The organism is Hydrogenophaga sp. 5NK40-0174, assembly GCF_040372165.1.
In the GTDB taxonomy this organism is placed as follows: domain Bacteria; phylum Pseudomonadota; class Gammaproteobacteria; order Burkholderiales; family Burkholderiaceae_C; genus Hydrogenophaga.
In genome coordinates, this window is sequence record NZ_BAABWG010000001.1 from 827,122 (window position 1) to 841,103 (window position 13,982).

Sequence of the window (13,982 nt, forward strand, 5' to 3'; positions counted from 1 at the left end):
CACTGCATTGGTTGGGCGCGTCAAGCGCCTTTTTTGGCAGGGCCGCCAACGCGTTCCAGCGTGGCGTTGAGGTCGGCGCCGTTGACCTGAATGCGCCCATAGCGCACCAGACCATGAACGCTGGCAGAGTCATGAAGGGCGACTTCGCCAGGGCCGGAATCCAGCACACCTTCGGTACGGCCCATCACGGAAATCTTGTGGGCTGTGATGTCGCCCTTGACTTCGCCTGTCTCGGTCACAACCACGGAAACCTGAGTGTCCGAGGCCTGCTCCAGGTTGCCTTCGATCTGCCCGGCCACGCTGAACGGGCCTCGGAGTTTGGCGTTGCCCACAAAGTGCATCCCCTCGGCCAGCATGCTGCGCGAATGAGTGGCCTCTGTGGCGTCGATCATGGTGCCTGGGGCAGCACTGGCGCCCAGTGTCGGGATGTTCTGAGCCTGCGTGGTCGGCATGGATTTGCCCACATCGACCTCAATGGCCGAAGGCATGTCAGCGTCGCCTGATGCGTCGGCGTTCTGGTTGTCCGGTGAATCGATGTTCTCGTCGGTCATTGGCTCTGCGCTTTCCTGAGATGCAGGTGGACTGGGTGGGTTGGATTTGTGTGATTTGATGTGTCGTCGTGCTTTCATTGCTTTGGTCCTTGAGCGCTTCAGGCTTTCGGTTGCTGCACTTCTTGCAACACGGGTAGGTTACTACCCAACTTGAGCGTCTTGAACGGACCACGCAGGTCAGCACCGTCGTATAGCTGGAGTCGGCGGGCCATGAGGGTGCCGGTTGATACACCAGTTTGCGAAACGTAAGCCATGCCAAGGCATTCGAGATAGGTGTCCGACGGACCGCCTTCTTCAGCGCCCAGATGGCCAAACAGAAACAGATCGCCTTGCACCCGGATGCGGCCGCGAACTGCGCCGCCTTTCCAGACGATGAGCGGACCATTGACGCGAAGCTGCCCATGAATGTCGCCCTGAACGAGCAGGCCGCCCTCAAAGTGCAGCTCGCCATTGAGCCGCGCGCCAGGGGCGACACGGTTCACGACGCCCATGGCAATGGGGTCGATGGTCAGGGTGTCCTGCAGTGCCTTCATCGTGCGAATACCCCGGGCAGATAGGTCAATGCCAGCGCCGCTGCGATGGCGATCAGTCCAGCCATCGCAATGAGCAGGGCATAGCGCTCCATGAATCGTCGCGCCGCGCCGGGACGGGGGCGAGGGGTGCCTGGCGCGTCGTCATCGTGCCTGAGAATGATCCAGTCCTGCCAGGCCTGGCTCAAGCGAGGCGGGTGAAGCTCCATGGGAACCTCGACGCCGTGTTCGCTGAGCTGCGCAGGGCGCAGCCGCCTGCCAAGCAGGAGTGACCGGGGCTCTCCGACAATCGTGTGGGTGAAGAACGCATCTGTATCGTCCATAGGCCCAAGTGTAGCCATGTTGTAACCAGTTATTACGTTGTACATGCGTCTCGCATTGAGAAAGCATGGAGATTGTCACTTTGTAGTGACATGTATGCCTCAAGTGTTGTGCCTAGTCGCCGATATGGCGCTCCCGCATGGGAGATCTCTTTTGCAATGCTTCGAGGTACATGTCGACCCCTTCGCCCTCACGTTCCAGAAAGCGCTCGACGGCGTCAGCAAAAGCGGGGTGGGCCAGCCAGTGAGCGCTGCCGGTCATGACGGGCATGAGAGCTCTGGCCATTTTGTGCTCGCCTTGGGCGCCTCCCTCGAAACGTTTGTAACCGTTGCCCATACACCACTGCAATGGCTGGTAGTAGCAAGCCTCGAAGTGCAGGCAGCTGATGGCAGCCAGACTTCCCCAGTACCTGCCGTACGCCACGCGATTGACCGGATCGATGGCGATCAGGCTGGCTGCAACCCGTTCACCGTCAATGTCTGCGATGAACAGTACCCAGTTCTCTGGCATGGTGGTTCGCATGCGTTCGAAGAAATCCGGACTCAGGTAGGGTGGGTTGCCATGCTCCAGATAGGTTTGCCGGTAGCACCGGTAGAAGAAGGCCCAGTCGGTTTCAGTGATCTCGCTCCCCTCATGGACGGAGAAACGCACGCCGGCTTCTTCCACCTTTCGGCGCTCTTGTCGGATCTTCTTGCGCTTGGCTTGCCTGAGGCTGGAGAGGAAGTCTTCGAACGTGGCCGGAGGCGCATCGTCTTCCCAGTGGAACTGCACGGTCTGGCGTCGCATCATTCCGGCCTCCTGGCAGGCCTGAAGCTCATTCTCTGTGGCAAACAGGATGTGCAAGGAAGACAGGTTCTGGTTCTGTGCCGTCGCCAGCAGCGCTTCAATGAGAGCCTTGCGTGCCTGTTCGCATCTGGCCATCAGCCTTGGCCCGGGGACTGGAGTAAAGGGGATCGCAACAAGCCCTTTGGGGTAGTAGTCCAGGCCGTGCTGCTGATATGCGTTGGCCCAGGCCCAGTCAAACACATATTCTCCGTAGGAGTGGTGCTTGATGTAGAGCGGGGCGGCTGCTGCGAGTTCATCCCCTGCCCAGAGCGTTACATACTGGGGCGTCCAGCCGGTATCGTCACAAGCGCTTGCGCTGGCATGCATGGCGTCGAGGTACTCGTGGCGCATGAACGGGCTCCATGTTGCCTGTTGCGCCAGCAGCTCATTCCACGCATTGGCCGGAATTCCTTCCAGACCATGGTGCAGCGCGATGCCATAATCCATTTTTGTCATTGGTGGTTCCGGTTTGGCCGCGTGCCACCGCCGGCCCGGGCGCGGCAGCGAGGCCCGGGCCAGGTTCCGTTTTGCACGCCGGCCGGCAGGGCCGTTGAATCCATGACTCTCAAAATCAGTGTGGCCCAGCTCAATTTTGTGGTGGGTGACATGAAAGGCAATGCACAGCGCATTGTCACGGCCGCTCGCGAGGCACACGCCAATGGCGTCACTTTGCTGCTGACCCCGGAACTCGCGTTATGCGGCTATGCAGCAGAAGACTTGTTTCTGCGTGCTGCTTTCATCGATGCCTGTGATGATGCCCTGAAATGGGTAAGTGAGCAGACGGCAGACCTCAAAGGCCTTTACCTGGTGGTGGGTCACCCTGACCGGCCAGCCTCTCATGTGGGTTCAAGCCTGCGCAAGCGAAGCGTTTCAGTGGTCGGACTGCACAACGCCGCCTCGGTAATTCATCATGGGCGGGTCATCCACACCTATGCCAAGCGGCACTTGCCGAACTACCAGGTATTTGATGAACGGCGCTATTTTGTGCCGGGTGACCGGGAGTGCGTGTTCGAGATGGCGGTCGAAGGCGGTTCTGCCATCAAGGTAGGCTTGCTTATCTGTGAAGACGCCTGGTTCGAGGAGCCTGCCGCTGAATGCGTGTCTGCCGGAGCAGACGTCCTGGCCGTGATCAATGCTTCGCCTTTCCACGCTGGCAAAGGCAACGAGCGCGAAGAACAGATGCGTGCACGTGTCAAAGCCACTGGCAAGCCCCTGATCTATGCCCACCTGGTAGGCGGACAGGACGAGATCGTATTTGAGGGGCGGAGCTTTGCACTCGATGCTGCTGGCCAGCTGGTGGCCCGGGCGGTCAGCTTTGAGGAGTCGGTATTCGAGGTTCAGGTGGCGAATGCGCCAAGGGGCGGACTGACGATTTCCGGTGAGATTGACCGGCCGCACAGCGACGAGGCCGATCTCTGGCACGCGCTGGTCCTGGGTGTGCGCGACTACATTGGAAAGAACGGATTTCCCGGCGCGGTACTTGGCCTCTCCGGCGGCATTGACTCGGCTCTGGTGCTGGCCATTGCTGTGGACGCACTGGGCGCGGACAAGGTCAGGGTGCTGATGATGCCTTCACCCTACACGGCGGGCATATCCGTTCAGGATGCCCGCGACATGGCACAACGCGTCGGGGTGCGCTATGACGAAGTGGACATTCTTCCCGAGTTCGAGGCTTTCAAGTCATCGCTGGCGCCGTTTTTTGACGGGCTGGAAGAGGACACCACCGAGGAGAACCTGCAGGCGCGGATCAGAGGGGTGTTGCTCATGGCCTTGTCCAACAAGTTCGGTTCCATCGTGCTGACCACGGGCAACAAGAGCGAAATGGCAACGGGGTATTGCACCCTCTACGGTGACATGGCTGGCGGTTTCGCCGTGATCAAGGATGTGGCCAAAACCCAGGTGTTCCGCCTGGCCAGGTGGCGCAATCAGCACAATCCCTATCGCACGGCGGACAATCCGATTCCGGAGCGCATCATCACCCGGCCACCCAGTGCCGAGCTGCGACCGGACCAGACCGACCAGGACAGCTTGCCAGCGTATGAGGTGCTCGATGCCATCATTGAGCACTACATGGAAAACGACCGAAGCCCCGCCGAGCTGATCGGGCTGGGTTATCGGCAGGAAGATGTCGACAAGGTGGTTCGGCTGATCCGGATCAACGAATACAAGCGGCGCCAGGCGCCAGTGGGTATACGCGTGACCCACCGCAGCTTCGGCAAGGACTGGCGTTACCCGATCACGAGCAAGTGGCGTGCATGACCCACGGTGACGAGACGCACGAGCAGCGCGACCACCGACGTGCCGACTTCGGCCGGCCGCTCGATGGCTGGCGGCTCAAAGCCTACACGGTCATTTTCGAAGCAGACACCCGTGCTGGAAAGGTGTTCGACGTTTCGCTGCTGCTGGCCATCGTGGCCAGCGTCGCCGTGGTGTTTGCCGATTCGGTCGCTGATCTGCATGCGCGCTACGGTGCCGTTTTCTGGAAGCTCGAGCTGTTTTTCACAGGGCTGTTCACGCTCGAGTACCTGATCCGCCTCGCGTGTGTCCGCCATCCGTTGCACTACGCGAGGAGCTTCTTCGGCGTGGTTGACCTGCTGTCGGCATTGCCGACATACCTGGCTTTTCTCTTTCCGGGCCTGCATGCGCTGATTGATGTGCGCGTGCTGCGCCTGCTGAGGATATTTCGCATTTTCGGCCTCAGCGCCTACGTCAGCGAATACTATGGGCTGGCCATGGCGATTCGGCAAAGCGCACGCAAGATCCTGATCTTTCTGTCGTTTGTGGTGATTGTGACCATCATTCTGGGCACCGTGATGTATGTGGTGGAGGGCCCGGAGAACGGCTTCACGAGCATTCCGACCGCCATTTACTGGGCAGTTACCACGATGACGACCGTGGGGTACGGCGACATTTCGCCGGCGACGAGCGTAGGGCGCCTGATCGCGACCTTGATGATGCTCGTCGGCTGGGGAACGTTGGCGGTGCCCACAGGCATCGTGACGGTTGAAATGGGAAATGTCAGCCGTCTGAAGGACACGGCCACCACCCGAACCTGCCACGCCTGCCTGACCGAGGGACACCTCCCCGATGCCCACTTCTGTCGCAACTGTGGCGACCGGCTGCCTCCGTACAAACGTTCAGACTGACAGGTGCCATCTCAAGGCACCGTGACGCGAGTGCCACTGGCCAGATCTCTTGGCGGATGAACAATGACCACATCGCCTTCATTCAGGCCTTCTTTCACCGAACGATAGCCCTCTCCGGTAAGGCCAATGGTCACGGGCGTCAGCTCGGCCTTCCCGTTGACCAGACGGAAGACGGCTGCCGAATCACCATGCTTGAACACGGCACTTCCCGGTGCCCGAAGCGCTTCCTCGGCTTGCTCCAGAACAAAGCGCGCGTGGACACGGTAGCCCTCGCCGAGCTTTGCCCATTCGGCGCGCGGGCTGTTGATGCCGATGATGACCCAGACGCGTTGCTCCTCCACGCCCAGTGCCGAGACCTTCGTGAATGCGGCCGGCTCGATTCGTGTGATGACGCCCTGGAGGACGCCCTGTGCACCGGTCCTGAGCAACTCTGCCTGCATGCCCTCACGCAACCTGACGGCATCTGCGGACAGAACGTCGACCTGGACTTCCATGTTGGCAATGTCACCGAGCTCCAGCAGGGGGGCTCCGGTAGCGACGGGTTGGTCGCTGTCAATGTGGCGACGGATCACGACGCCGTCGATGGGGGCGTAGAGTCGGACCACGCCAGCCGACGCCTCTGCATTTGCAGATACGTCCGGCCCGGCCTGGCCAGGCTGGGTGAGCAGGGCGCTGACAGCCTCGGCCTGAGCCTTGGCCGTTGACGCACGGAAATCGGCGCTGCGCAGCGACAAGGCTGCTTGCTTCTGGGCGGTCTTCGCCTGATCGTATGCGCTGGCGGACACCATGCCCTGGTCTGCCAGTGGAGACAGTCGCTCAAGCTCTTTGCTTGCCTGAGCGGCCTGCGCCGTGGCCAGGGCCACCTCGGTCAGCGCTGCCTTCTCGGCGGCCCTGGCTGCAGCCAGCCGTGCCTGCGCTTCGGCGCGGCTGCGTGCGTCAAGCGCCACTGCCTGTACCGGTTCCAGTTCGACCAGAAGGTCGCCCTTTTTGACGGCGTCGCCTGGGGAGAGCCGAATGCGGCGCGCGTTTGCCGCGGCCGGCGCAGTGATCAGATACGGGGTCTGGAGTCTTGTCTGGCCTTGCGCCTCAAGGACCTGTCGCACGCGCCCCTTGTCAATGGTGGCGGCATCCACTTTCAGGGAAGTCGGCCACAGCGCCATGGCGATCAGGCCAAGCAGCACGGCGAACACAAGGGCATAGCGAAACCAGCGGGCGGTCTGTCTGTTTTGCATTGGGGGTCACTCGCGTGTCTTGAGTACAGCAATCAGGTCCAGTTTGTCCAGTCGGCGCAGCACCAGCCAGGCAGAAGCGGCGCTGGCCACGATCAGTACGGTGGCGGCGAAAGCGAACCCGGAGGGCCGGATCACCAGTGGTATCCGATACAGGTCGGACTGCATGCCTTCCACCAGCAGATAGCTCAGTCCGAAGCCCATGCCAAACCCCGGCAACAGAGCCAGCAAGGTCAGGGTGGCCAGTTCGCCAAGCAGCAAGCCTCTGACCTCTGCTCGGGTGTACCCCAGGATTCGAAGGCTGGCGAGATCGCGAGCGCGCTCGGAGAGGATGATACGGGCCGAGTTGTACACGACGCCTGCGGCGATGCTGGCTGCCATGAGCGTGGCGACGAACGTGAATGCCAGAATATTCTCGGCCATGGTGTCGCGAAAACTGTCGATGCTGGCCTGTCGGTCACTGACGGCCGCCACCAGTGGGCGATTTCGCAGGTCGGCTACCACTCTGGCCTGGTGGACTTCTGGCACGCGTAAATAGGCGCCTGAGAGCAAGTCCCCATCTTGGCGGATTCGGTTGAGCCAGTCACGCCGTGCGTAGGCTCCGACACCCAGGTATTCAGTCACGGTGGCTGCCAGGGGAACTTCCAGGTGTTCGCGGCGACCATCCATGAATTCGACTTCGATCATGTCTCCCGGCTTCGCGCCAATGTCGTCGGCCAGATAGTCCGTGAGCAGCAGGCCTTCTTCTGGCAGCTGCTCGGTTCTCAATCGGGTATCGAGAACCCGGCGCAGGTCGCTGCGCTCCTCAAGGCCCAGAATGGAAGTGGTGTACTCGCGATGCCCCAGGCGTAGCTTGACGGCAGTCGTTCTGAATGGCTCAGCGGCTTCAACGCCTTCGATGGACTGGAGTTCGTGAAGGGTGCGTCGGTCACGCGGATCCGAAAAATGCACGCTCAGGTCGTCACGCAAGGCCAGCCCGAACTGGACGGCAAGCATCTCTTCAATCGCGTTCTCCTGCAGGCTGGACATGACCAGAATGCCGCAGGACAGCCCCATTCCAATGATGGAGAACAGCGAGCGAAGAGGGCGACGTTCCAGGTTGCGCAGGACCATTCGTGCCGCGGCATCCAGCCAGTGGCCCAAGCCAAGGCGCTCCGACAGGGTGCGACGGAAGGTCGGTGGAGCCTCGGGACGCATGGCCTCTGCCGGAGGGAGTCGAAAGGCCCGCCACAAACCTTGTGCCGTGCCCAGTGCACCGGCGGAAACGGCAAAGGCCAGCGCCATGAGCCAGACCACGGGTGAGATCTCCCACTCGAGGTAGGGGAACCGGTAGAAAGTCATGTACATGTTGGCCATTCCATTGCCCATCCATGACCCGATGACCATCCCTGGAAGCACCCCCACACTCACCATCAGCAAGACCAGCTCGACGTAATGGAGGCTCACTTGCCAGCGCGTATAGCCAAACGCCTTGAGAACTGCAATCTGCTCGCGCTGGGTGCCGATGAGGCGGCCAATGACCACGCTGAGCAAAAAGGCCACCACAGCGAGAAAGATGGTGCTGAACAGGCGAGTCATGGTGGCCAGTTGCTTGAGCTCTTCATCCAGAAACCGGTGCGACATCTGAAGGTGACGGTCGTGGGCGCCGACGCCACCATAGGGCTTGAGCACATCATCGAGCCGGTCGATCACGGACTGGGCGCTACTGTCATGCGTCAGAGTGAGTGAAACCTGATTGAATGCGCCTTCGAGGTCAAAAGCCGTCGACAGGGCCGTCTTTTGCATCCAGAGAATCGAGAAACGCTCGAAGTCCGGAAACATGTCGCCTGAGCGGATCTGGTAGATGTATTCGGGCGAAAGCCCGATGCCACTGATGCGAAGGATTTGCCTGCGTCCGTTGAAGTTCGCTGGCAAGGTGTCGCCAGGGTGCAGGCCGTGTGCCTCGGCAAACGCCTCTCCCACCACCACTTCGTCGGGAAGAGAGGGCAAATCGCCCTCACGCAGATAAATGTTGTTGAGCGGGTCGTCGCCGGGCTCCGGCAGGGATATGGCCAAGCCTGTGACAGCATCGTCAAAGTCAGCCATGTCGATCGTGACGTAGGCGAAAACGCGCGTCAGCACGCGGTCAACGCCCGGGATCTCCCGAATCTCCTGCTCTATCGAATTGGGTGCCCGTTTGAGGTTGGCAAAGACTTGCGCAAAGTGATAACTCTCGTAGAAGCTGGCACGGGTCTGCAACAAGGCGTCCCGGTTGGTCACCGCCATGACCATGGTCGCAATTCCGCCGATCACCACCAGTGCAATCGCCAGTGACTGCCCGCGCAACTGCCAGAAGTCACGCAGCAGTTTGCGATGCAGGGCCTTCACCACTTGAGCTCCTCGGCACGCTTGGGCTGGGCGTTGCGCTGTTCGTCGACGATGGCGCCATCGCTGAGGTGAATGACCCTGTCAGCCATGTCGGCGATGCCGGCGTTGTGGGTGATGATGACCGTCAATGCGCCTGTGGCCTCGTGTATGCGCTCCAGAGCCTGGAGCACCAGCACACCTGTGCGCGAATCAAGCGCGCCGGTGGGTTCGTCGCACAACAGCACTGCCGGGCGCTTGGCGATGGCGCGAGCGATGGCCACACGTTGCTGCTCACCTCCAGACATCTGTGCCGGAAAGTGGTGCATCCTCTCTTTGAGCCCCACAATCTCCAAAGCCTCTTCAGGGGGCATCGGGCTGTCGGCAATGTCGGTGACCAGTGCGACATTCTCAAGGGCGGTCAGACTCGGAATCAGGTTGTAGAACTGAAACACGAACCCCACCGACTCACGCCTGAAGGCGGTCAAGGCATCATCACCGGCCCCGGTCAGGCGATGCCCTTGGCAGGTTACCTCGCCGCTGGTGGGGATGTCCAGGCCGCCCAGGATGTTGAGCAAGGTGGATTTGCCGCTGCCGGAAGCGCCCAAAAGCACGACAAACTCGCCGGCATGCAGATCCAGGTCGACCCCGCGCAACGCACGCACTTCGACCTCACCCATGGTGTAGGTCTTGGTCAGCCCTCTTGCGCGGAACACCACTTCCGCGTCGTCTTCAGCGACGACCACCGTTTGTGCGCTCATGAAACTACTGTACGCCTAAAGCATGACGACCCCATTTGACCGACCGCAAAAAGATGCAGCCTGGCGGCCGCGGATTCGCGACGTGATACATTCAGATCTCTATTCAATAGCCCGAGTGTCCGAGGAGTCGTTTGCATGAAGCAAATCACCGCTGTTATCAAGCCATTCAAGCTCGAAGAAGTCCGCGAAGCGCTGGCTGAGCAAGGCGTTACTGGTCTGACCGTGACGGAAGTCAAAGGGTTCGGACGCCAAAAGGGGCATACCGAGCTGTATCGGGGGGCCGAGTACGTGGTCGACTTCCTGCCCAAAGTGAAAATTGAAGTCACGGTGGCGTCTGCCGATGCCGAGCGCTGTGTGGACGCGATCGTGCGCTCCGCCCGAACCGGCAAGATCGGCGACGGCAAGATTTTTGTCACGCCAGTTGAAAAAGTCGTCCGTATCCGCACCGGAGAGGAAGACGAGTCCGCTATCTGAGTGCATGCTTCAGGCGAAAAAGCCCGGCTCACAGGCCGGGCTTTTTTTTGTGCTGAGCCTTGTCTGGCGGCGAGAGGGCCGTCAGATTTCCGAGGTATCCACCGGGTCCGAGAGACCTGCGGCCTGAACCAATGCTGGCAGCAGCACCAGTGGATCGGCCTCGCTGCGAATCAGGTCTGATTGCCACTCGCCCATGAAGCCCTGGGTGGTGCAATGGCGCATGAAGCCCAGCAAGCCGTCGTAAAACCCGCCTGCGTTGAGCAGTCCGATGGGCTTGTCGTGGTAGCCGAGCTGGCGCCAAGTCCATACCTCAAAGAACTCTTCCAGCGTGCCGATGCCGCCGGGCAATGCCAAAAAGCAGTCGGCCCGCTCCGCCATCATGCGTTTGCGGTCGTGCATGTTCTCCACCACATGCAACTCTGTGCAGTCGTTCTTGGCCCACTCCTTCTCCACCAGAGCCTTGGGAATGATGCCCACCACCCGGCCACCGGTGGCCAGGGTTGCCGCCGCCACGGCCCCCATGAGGCCTCCACTTCCTCCGCCGTAGACCAGTTGACCGCCATGCTGCGCAATCCATTGCCCAACGACCTCCGCCAACCGGGTGTATTGCTCGTCGTGCCCGGCACGCGAACCGCAATAGACGCAAACAGAAAAGCTCGGTCGACTCATGCAGGGAATCCGTAGATTGAGTGAAACAGACGGAGAAAGTTGGCCAGGAACAGACTCAGCTGACAAATCGTTGCCATAGCGCAGCGACCCAGATGCCGCCGCACAAGAGCAGCGACAGCAGTACGGCAGCGCTGCCCATGTCTTTGGCCTGTTTGGAGAGTGTGTGCCATTCCGGACCCATGCGGTCAATTGCCGCTTCAATGCCGGTATTGAGCAGCTCCACCACCATGACCATCACGACCGACCCGGCCAGCAAGGCTACTTCTGTCCAGTGCTGACCAAGCCAGAACGATAGGGGTACGAGCACCATGGCCAGTATGGCCTCCTGGCGAAAGGCTGTCTCGTGCCAGGCGGCCCGAAGGCCCGCCAGCGAGTAGCCAAAAGCGTGAAAAATCCTGTGCAGGCCGCGTCGCTTCTTCTGTGCATCCACCGCTTCCTGGCCGGTGCTCTGGTCATTCATCTGGGTCATGCTCTCTCGTTGCTCTTGTCAGTTTTTTTGCGTTTGGCCGGCTCTGGTGGCTTGTAGTGAACCAGGCGAGTACCCGAAAGCAGGTCGTGGATGAACTGCTGCTCAGGGTTGAAGCGGCTGAGCAGGGCCCACACGGTGACCCAGCCCAGCGTCAGCACAGTGATGCCATAGCCATCAAGATGGAACTGACCGGCAGCAGCCAGAGGAGGGAGGAACCAGACCCACGACAGCACATAGCGAAGGACGGCGCGCCACTGGGAGAGCTTGCGCCCCGAACGGTCCACGACTCGGATATGCCAGGTTTTCATGGCCAGCGTCTGGCCGCGCGACCAGAACCAGCCGAAATAGATGCCCAGCACCACAAAAAGAAACGCTTGCTGCATGTGCCGGTTCTCAAGCGCGTGCTTGGTCTGTGTCAGTGTCGAGAACAGGTAACCGGCAATGAACACCACACCGAAGAGCAAAACGCCTTCGTACATCCAGCACGCCATGCGGCGCTTCAATGGGGGGGCCAGAAAGCCCATCCGGGCTTCAGTGGCAGGGGTGTCAGTGGAACTCATTCGATGAAGGAAAACGGGATTTCTGGCAAAAAACAGGCCCGTATTGTCTCATCTGGCCCCCTATAGAACGTGAAACGCAAGATTTTGGTGGACGGATCTTATTGCAGTGCACGATAATGGTGGGCTGCAATTCAAAACAAGGCAAACGGGCCTTGGTCCGGCGAGTTAACGTTTTCGCCCATGTCCACTGGCCTTAAGTCCCGACAGCGCTTCACAAGAGTGGTTGAAGGGGCACCCTAGGTTTTTCGCTTCCGAAATTCTCGAAAGGTTCATCGAAATGGAAATCAACAAGGCCGAAATGGCATCGGCAGCGGCTGCTGCATCCTCTGGCGCTCCTGAACTGCGCGGCGCCGAGATCCTCGTCAAATCCCTCCAGGCTGAAAACGTCCAGTACATCTGGGGCTACCCAGGCGGCGCTGTGCTGCACATCTACGACGCGTTTTACAAGCAGGAGACCATCCAGCACGTCCTGGTGCGTCATGAACAGGCTGCTGTGCACGCTGCCGACGGTTATGCCCGTGCCACTGGCGACGTTGGCGTCGCTCTGGTCACTTCCGGCCCGGGGCTGACCAACGCAGTGACCGGTATTGCCACTGCCTACATGGACAGCATCCCGATGGTCATCATCTCGGGACAGGTCCCCACGGCCGCCATCGGTCTGGACGCCTTCCAGGAGTGCGACACCGTAGGTATCACCCGCCCGATCGTCAAGCACAATTTCCTGGTCAAGGATGTGCGTGACATGGCTGAAGTGGTCAAAAAGGCGTTTCACATTGCCCGCAGCGGCCGTCCAGGCCCTGTGGTCATCGACATCCCCAAGGACGTCTCCTTCAACAAGACGGCGTGGAACGGGTACCCCGAGAGCGTGGAAATGCGCTCCTACAACCCGGTGCGCAAGGGCCACGGCGGCCAGATCCGCAAGGCACTGCAGCTGTTGCTGAGCGCCAAGCGCCCCTACATCTATACCGGTGGTGGTGTGCTGCTGGGCAATGCGGTGCAAGAGCTGCGCACGCTGGTGGATCGCCTGGGCTATCCGGTCACCAACACCTTGATGGGCCTGGGTGCATACCCGGCCACGGAGCGCAAGTTCCTGGGCATGCTGGGCATGCACGGTACGCTCGAAGCCAACAACGCGATGCAGAACTGCGACGTGCTGCTGGCAGTGGGTGCCCGTTTCGACGACCGCGTCATCGGCAACCCCAAGCACTTCGCGCAAAACGACCGCAAAATCATCCACATCGATATCGATCCTTCCAGCATCTCCAAGCGTGTGAAGGTGGATGTGCCTATCGTAGGCGACGTCAAGGACGTGCTGACCGAGCTGCTCAAGATGCTCGACGAGACGGACGCCAAGCCCGACGAAGGTGCACTGTCCGCCTGGTGGGAGACCATCGAAGGCTGGCGTTCGCGCGACTGCCTCAGCTACGACCGCAACAACAAGGACGTGATCAAGCCCCAGATGGTGGTTGAAACCCTGTGGAACATGACCAGGGAGGCGGATGCCTACATCACATCCGACGTTGGCCAGCACCAGATGTGGGCTGCGCAGTTCTACAAGTTCGACCAGCCGCGTCGCTGGATCAATTCGGGTGGCCTGGGCACCATGGGCGTGGGTATTCCCTACGCCATGGGCATCAAGCTGGCCAAACCCGAGAGCGAGGTCTACTGTGTGACGGGTGAGGGGTCCGTACAGATGTGCATTCAGGAGCTCTCCACCTGCTTGCAGTACAACACTCCGATCAAGATCCTGTCTCTGAACAACCGCTATCTGGGCATGGTGCGCCAGTGGCAAGAGATCGAGTACTCCGGTCGCTACAGCCACAGCTACATGGATGCTTTGCCCAATTTCGTGAAACTGGCGGAGGCTTACGGCCACGTCGGCATGCTGATCGAACGTCCACAAGATGTCGAGCCGGCACTGCGCGAGGCCCGCAAGCTCAAGGACCGCACGGTGTTCATGGATTTCCGTACCGACCCGACCGAGAACGTCTTCCCGATGGTTCAGGCTGGCAAGGGCATCACGGAAATGCTGCTGGGCGGCGAGGATCTCTGATCCTGCTCCGCTTCAGACCAGACAGGCGCCAGCCTCACGAATTGACTGCCG

14 protein-coding genes are annotated in these 13,982 nt (G+C 60.5%); 4 read left to right on the top strand and 10 right to left on the bottom strand.

The annotated features are described in order from the left end of the window. Positions 1-20: 20 nt before the first annotated feature. The 4 genes from ABWV89_RS03825 to ABWV89_RS03840 all read right to left on the bottom strand — a co-directional run bounded on the left by ABWV89_RS03825 (position 21) and on the right by ABWV89_RS03840 (position 2,683). On the bottom strand, positions 21-551 hold the full coding sequence (locus tag ABWV89_RS03825; protein WP_353394375.1) for a bactofilin family protein: 531 nt from the start codon (positions 549-551) through the stop codon (positions 21-23). A 98-nt stretch (positions 552-649) separates the two neighbouring features. Then, positions 650-1,084, bottom strand: coding sequence for a bactofilin family protein (locus ABWV89_RS03830; RefSeq protein WP_353394377.1), 435 nt, complete (start codon positions 1,082-1,084; stop codon positions 650-652). After that, positions 1,081-1,404: a hypothetical protein gene (locus tag ABWV89_RS03835; RefSeq protein ID WP_353394380.1), complete on the bottom strand. Its 324-nt coding sequence runs from the start codon at positions 1,402-1,404 to the stop codon at positions 1,081-1,083. Before ABWV89_RS03835 ends, ABWV89_RS03830 begins: the two co-directional genes overlap by 4 nt. 112 nt (positions 1,405-1,516) lie before the next feature. Then, positions 1,517-2,683 carry a GNAT family N-acetyltransferase gene (locus ABWV89_RS03840; RefSeq protein ID WP_502903124.1) on the bottom strand — a complete coding sequence of 389 codons (1,167 nt, stop codon included), beginning with the start codon at positions 2,681-2,683 and terminating at the stop codon, positions 1,517-1,519. A gap of 102 nt (positions 2,684-2,785) precedes the next feature. Here ABWV89_RS03840 and ABWV89_RS03845 point away from each other — a divergent pair, with 102 nt between their 5' ends. Beyond that, the gene (locus ABWV89_RS03845) at positions 2,786-4,486 is read left to right on the top strand and encodes an NAD+ synthase (RefSeq protein WP_353394383.1); all 1,701 of its coding nucleotides are present in this window, start codon (positions 2,786-2,788) and stop codon (positions 4,484-4,486) included. Beyond that, a complete protein-coding gene (locus ABWV89_RS03850; protein ID WP_353394385.1) occupies positions 4,483-5,373 on the top strand; it encodes an ion transporter in 891 nt (296 codons plus the stop codon). The genes ABWV89_RS03845 and ABWV89_RS03850 overlap by 4 nt, the downstream gene beginning before the upstream one ends. Before the next feature lie 11 nt (positions 5,374-5,384). Here the strand turns inward: ABWV89_RS03850 and ABWV89_RS03855 are convergent, their stop codons facing one another. The 3 genes from ABWV89_RS03855 to ABWV89_RS03865 are packed head-to-tail and all read right to left on the bottom strand — an operon-like array spanning position 5,385 to position 9,706. After that, positions 5,385-6,605, bottom strand: a complete 1,221-nt coding sequence (locus tag ABWV89_RS03855) for an efflux RND transporter periplasmic adaptor subunit (RefSeq protein WP_353394387.1) — start codon at positions 6,603-6,605, stop codon at positions 5,385-5,387. Positions 6,606-6,611: 6 nt separating this feature from the next. After that, complete coding sequence (locus ABWV89_RS03860; RefSeq protein ID WP_353394389.1) at positions 6,612-8,969, bottom strand: ABC transporter permease; 2,358 nt, start codon at positions 8,967-8,969, stop codon at positions 6,612-6,614. After that, positions 8,966-9,706 (bottom strand): ABC transporter ATP-binding protein, encoded by a 741-nt coding sequence (locus tag ABWV89_RS03865; RefSeq protein ID WP_353394391.1) that lies wholly within the window; start codon positions 9,704-9,706, stop codon positions 8,966-8,968. The genes ABWV89_RS03860 and ABWV89_RS03865 overlap by 4 nt, the downstream gene beginning before the upstream one ends. Before the next feature lie 135 nt (positions 9,707-9,841). On the opposite strand from ABWV89_RS03865, the gene ABWV89_RS03870 reads away from it, so the two are divergent. After that, positions 9,842-10,180: a P-II family nitrogen regulator gene (locus ABWV89_RS03870; RefSeq protein ID WP_353394393.1), complete on the top strand. Its 339-nt coding sequence runs from the start codon at positions 9,842-9,844 to the stop codon at positions 10,178-10,180. Positions 10,181-10,261: 81 nt separating this feature from the next. On the opposite strand, the gene ABWV89_RS03875 is transcribed toward ABWV89_RS03870, so the two are convergent. From ABWV89_RS03875 to ABWV89_RS03885, 3 genes are read right to left on the bottom strand one after another with little or no spacing between them, the layout of a single operon-like run. Beyond that, positions 10,262-10,849, bottom strand: coding sequence for an LOG family protein (locus tag ABWV89_RS03875; protein ID WP_353394395.1), 588 nt, complete (start codon positions 10,847-10,849; stop codon positions 10,262-10,264). Between the two features lie 55 nt (positions 10,850-10,904). Then, on the bottom strand, positions 10,905-11,318 hold the full coding sequence (locus ABWV89_RS03880) for a diacylglycerol kinase (protein WP_502903125.1): 414 nt from the start codon (positions 11,316-11,318) through the stop codon (positions 10,905-10,907). Then, a complete protein-coding gene (locus ABWV89_RS03885) occupies positions 11,315-11,878 on the bottom strand; it encodes an RDD family protein (RefSeq protein ID WP_353394397.1) in 564 nt (187 codons plus the stop codon). Before ABWV89_RS03885 ends, ABWV89_RS03880 begins: the two co-directional genes overlap by 4 nt. A gap of 277 nt (positions 11,879-12,155) precedes the next feature. On the opposite strand from ABWV89_RS03885, the gene ABWV89_RS03890 reads away from it, so the two are divergent. After that, positions 12,156-13,931: an acetolactate synthase 3 catalytic subunit gene (locus ABWV89_RS03890; RefSeq protein WP_353394398.1), complete on the top strand. Its 1,776-nt coding sequence runs from the start codon at positions 12,156-12,158 to the stop codon at positions 13,929-13,931. Positions 13,932-13,982: the final 51 nt, after the last annotated feature.

Excerpts from the sequence above, each read along its gene's own strand:
- ABWV89_RS03865 (WP_353394391.1), bottom strand. The coding sequence starts at position 9,706 with ATGAGCGCACAAACGGTGGTCGTCGCTGAAGACGACGCGGAAGTGGTG.
- ABWV89_RS03830 (WP_353394377.1), bottom strand. The coding sequence starts at position 1,084 with ATGAAGGCACTGCAGGACACCCTGACCATCGACCCCATTGCCATGGGC.
- ABWV89_RS03845 (WP_353394383.1), top strand. The coding sequence starts at position 2,786 with ATGACTCTCAAAATCAGTGTGGCCCAGCTCAATTTTGTGGTGGGTGAC.
- ABWV89_RS03875 (WP_353394395.1), bottom strand. The coding sequence starts at position 10,849 with ATGAGTCGACCGAGCTTTTCTGTTTGCGTCTATTGCGGTTCGCGTGCC.
- ABWV89_RS03850 (WP_353394385.1), top strand. The coding sequence starts at position 4,483 with ATGACCCACGGTGACGAGACGCACGAGCAGCGCGACCACCGACGTGCC.
- ABWV89_RS03855 (WP_353394387.1), bottom strand. The coding sequence starts at position 6,605 with ATGCAAAACAGACAGACCGCCCGCTGGTTTCGCTATGCCCTTGTGTTC.
- ABWV89_RS03885 (WP_353394397.1), bottom strand. The coding sequence starts at position 11,878 with ATGAGTTCCACTGACACCCCTGCCACTGAAGCCCGGATGGGCTTTCTG.
- ABWV89_RS03825 (WP_353394375.1), bottom strand. The coding sequence starts at position 551 with ATGACCGACGAGAACATCGATTCACCGGACAACCAGAACGCCGACGCA.
- ABWV89_RS03840 (WP_502903124.1), bottom strand. The coding sequence starts at position 2,683 with ATGACAAAAATGGATTATGGCATCGCGCTGCACCATGGTCTGGAAGGA.
- ABWV89_RS03880 (WP_502903125.1), bottom strand. The coding sequence starts at position 11,318 with ATGACCCAGATGAATGACCAGAGCACCGGCCAGGAAGCGGTGGATGCA.
- ABWV89_RS03890 (WP_353394398.1), top strand. The coding sequence starts at position 12,156 with ATGGAAATCAACAAGGCCGAAATGGCATCGGCAGCGGCTGCTGCATCC.
- ABWV89_RS03870 (WP_353394393.1), top strand. The coding sequence starts at position 9,842 with ATGAAGCAAATCACCGCTGTTATCAAGCCATTCAAGCTCGAAGAAGTC.
- ABWV89_RS03835 (WP_353394380.1), bottom strand. The coding sequence starts at position 1,404 with ATGGACGATACAGATGCGTTCTTCACCCACACGATTGTCGGAGAGCCC.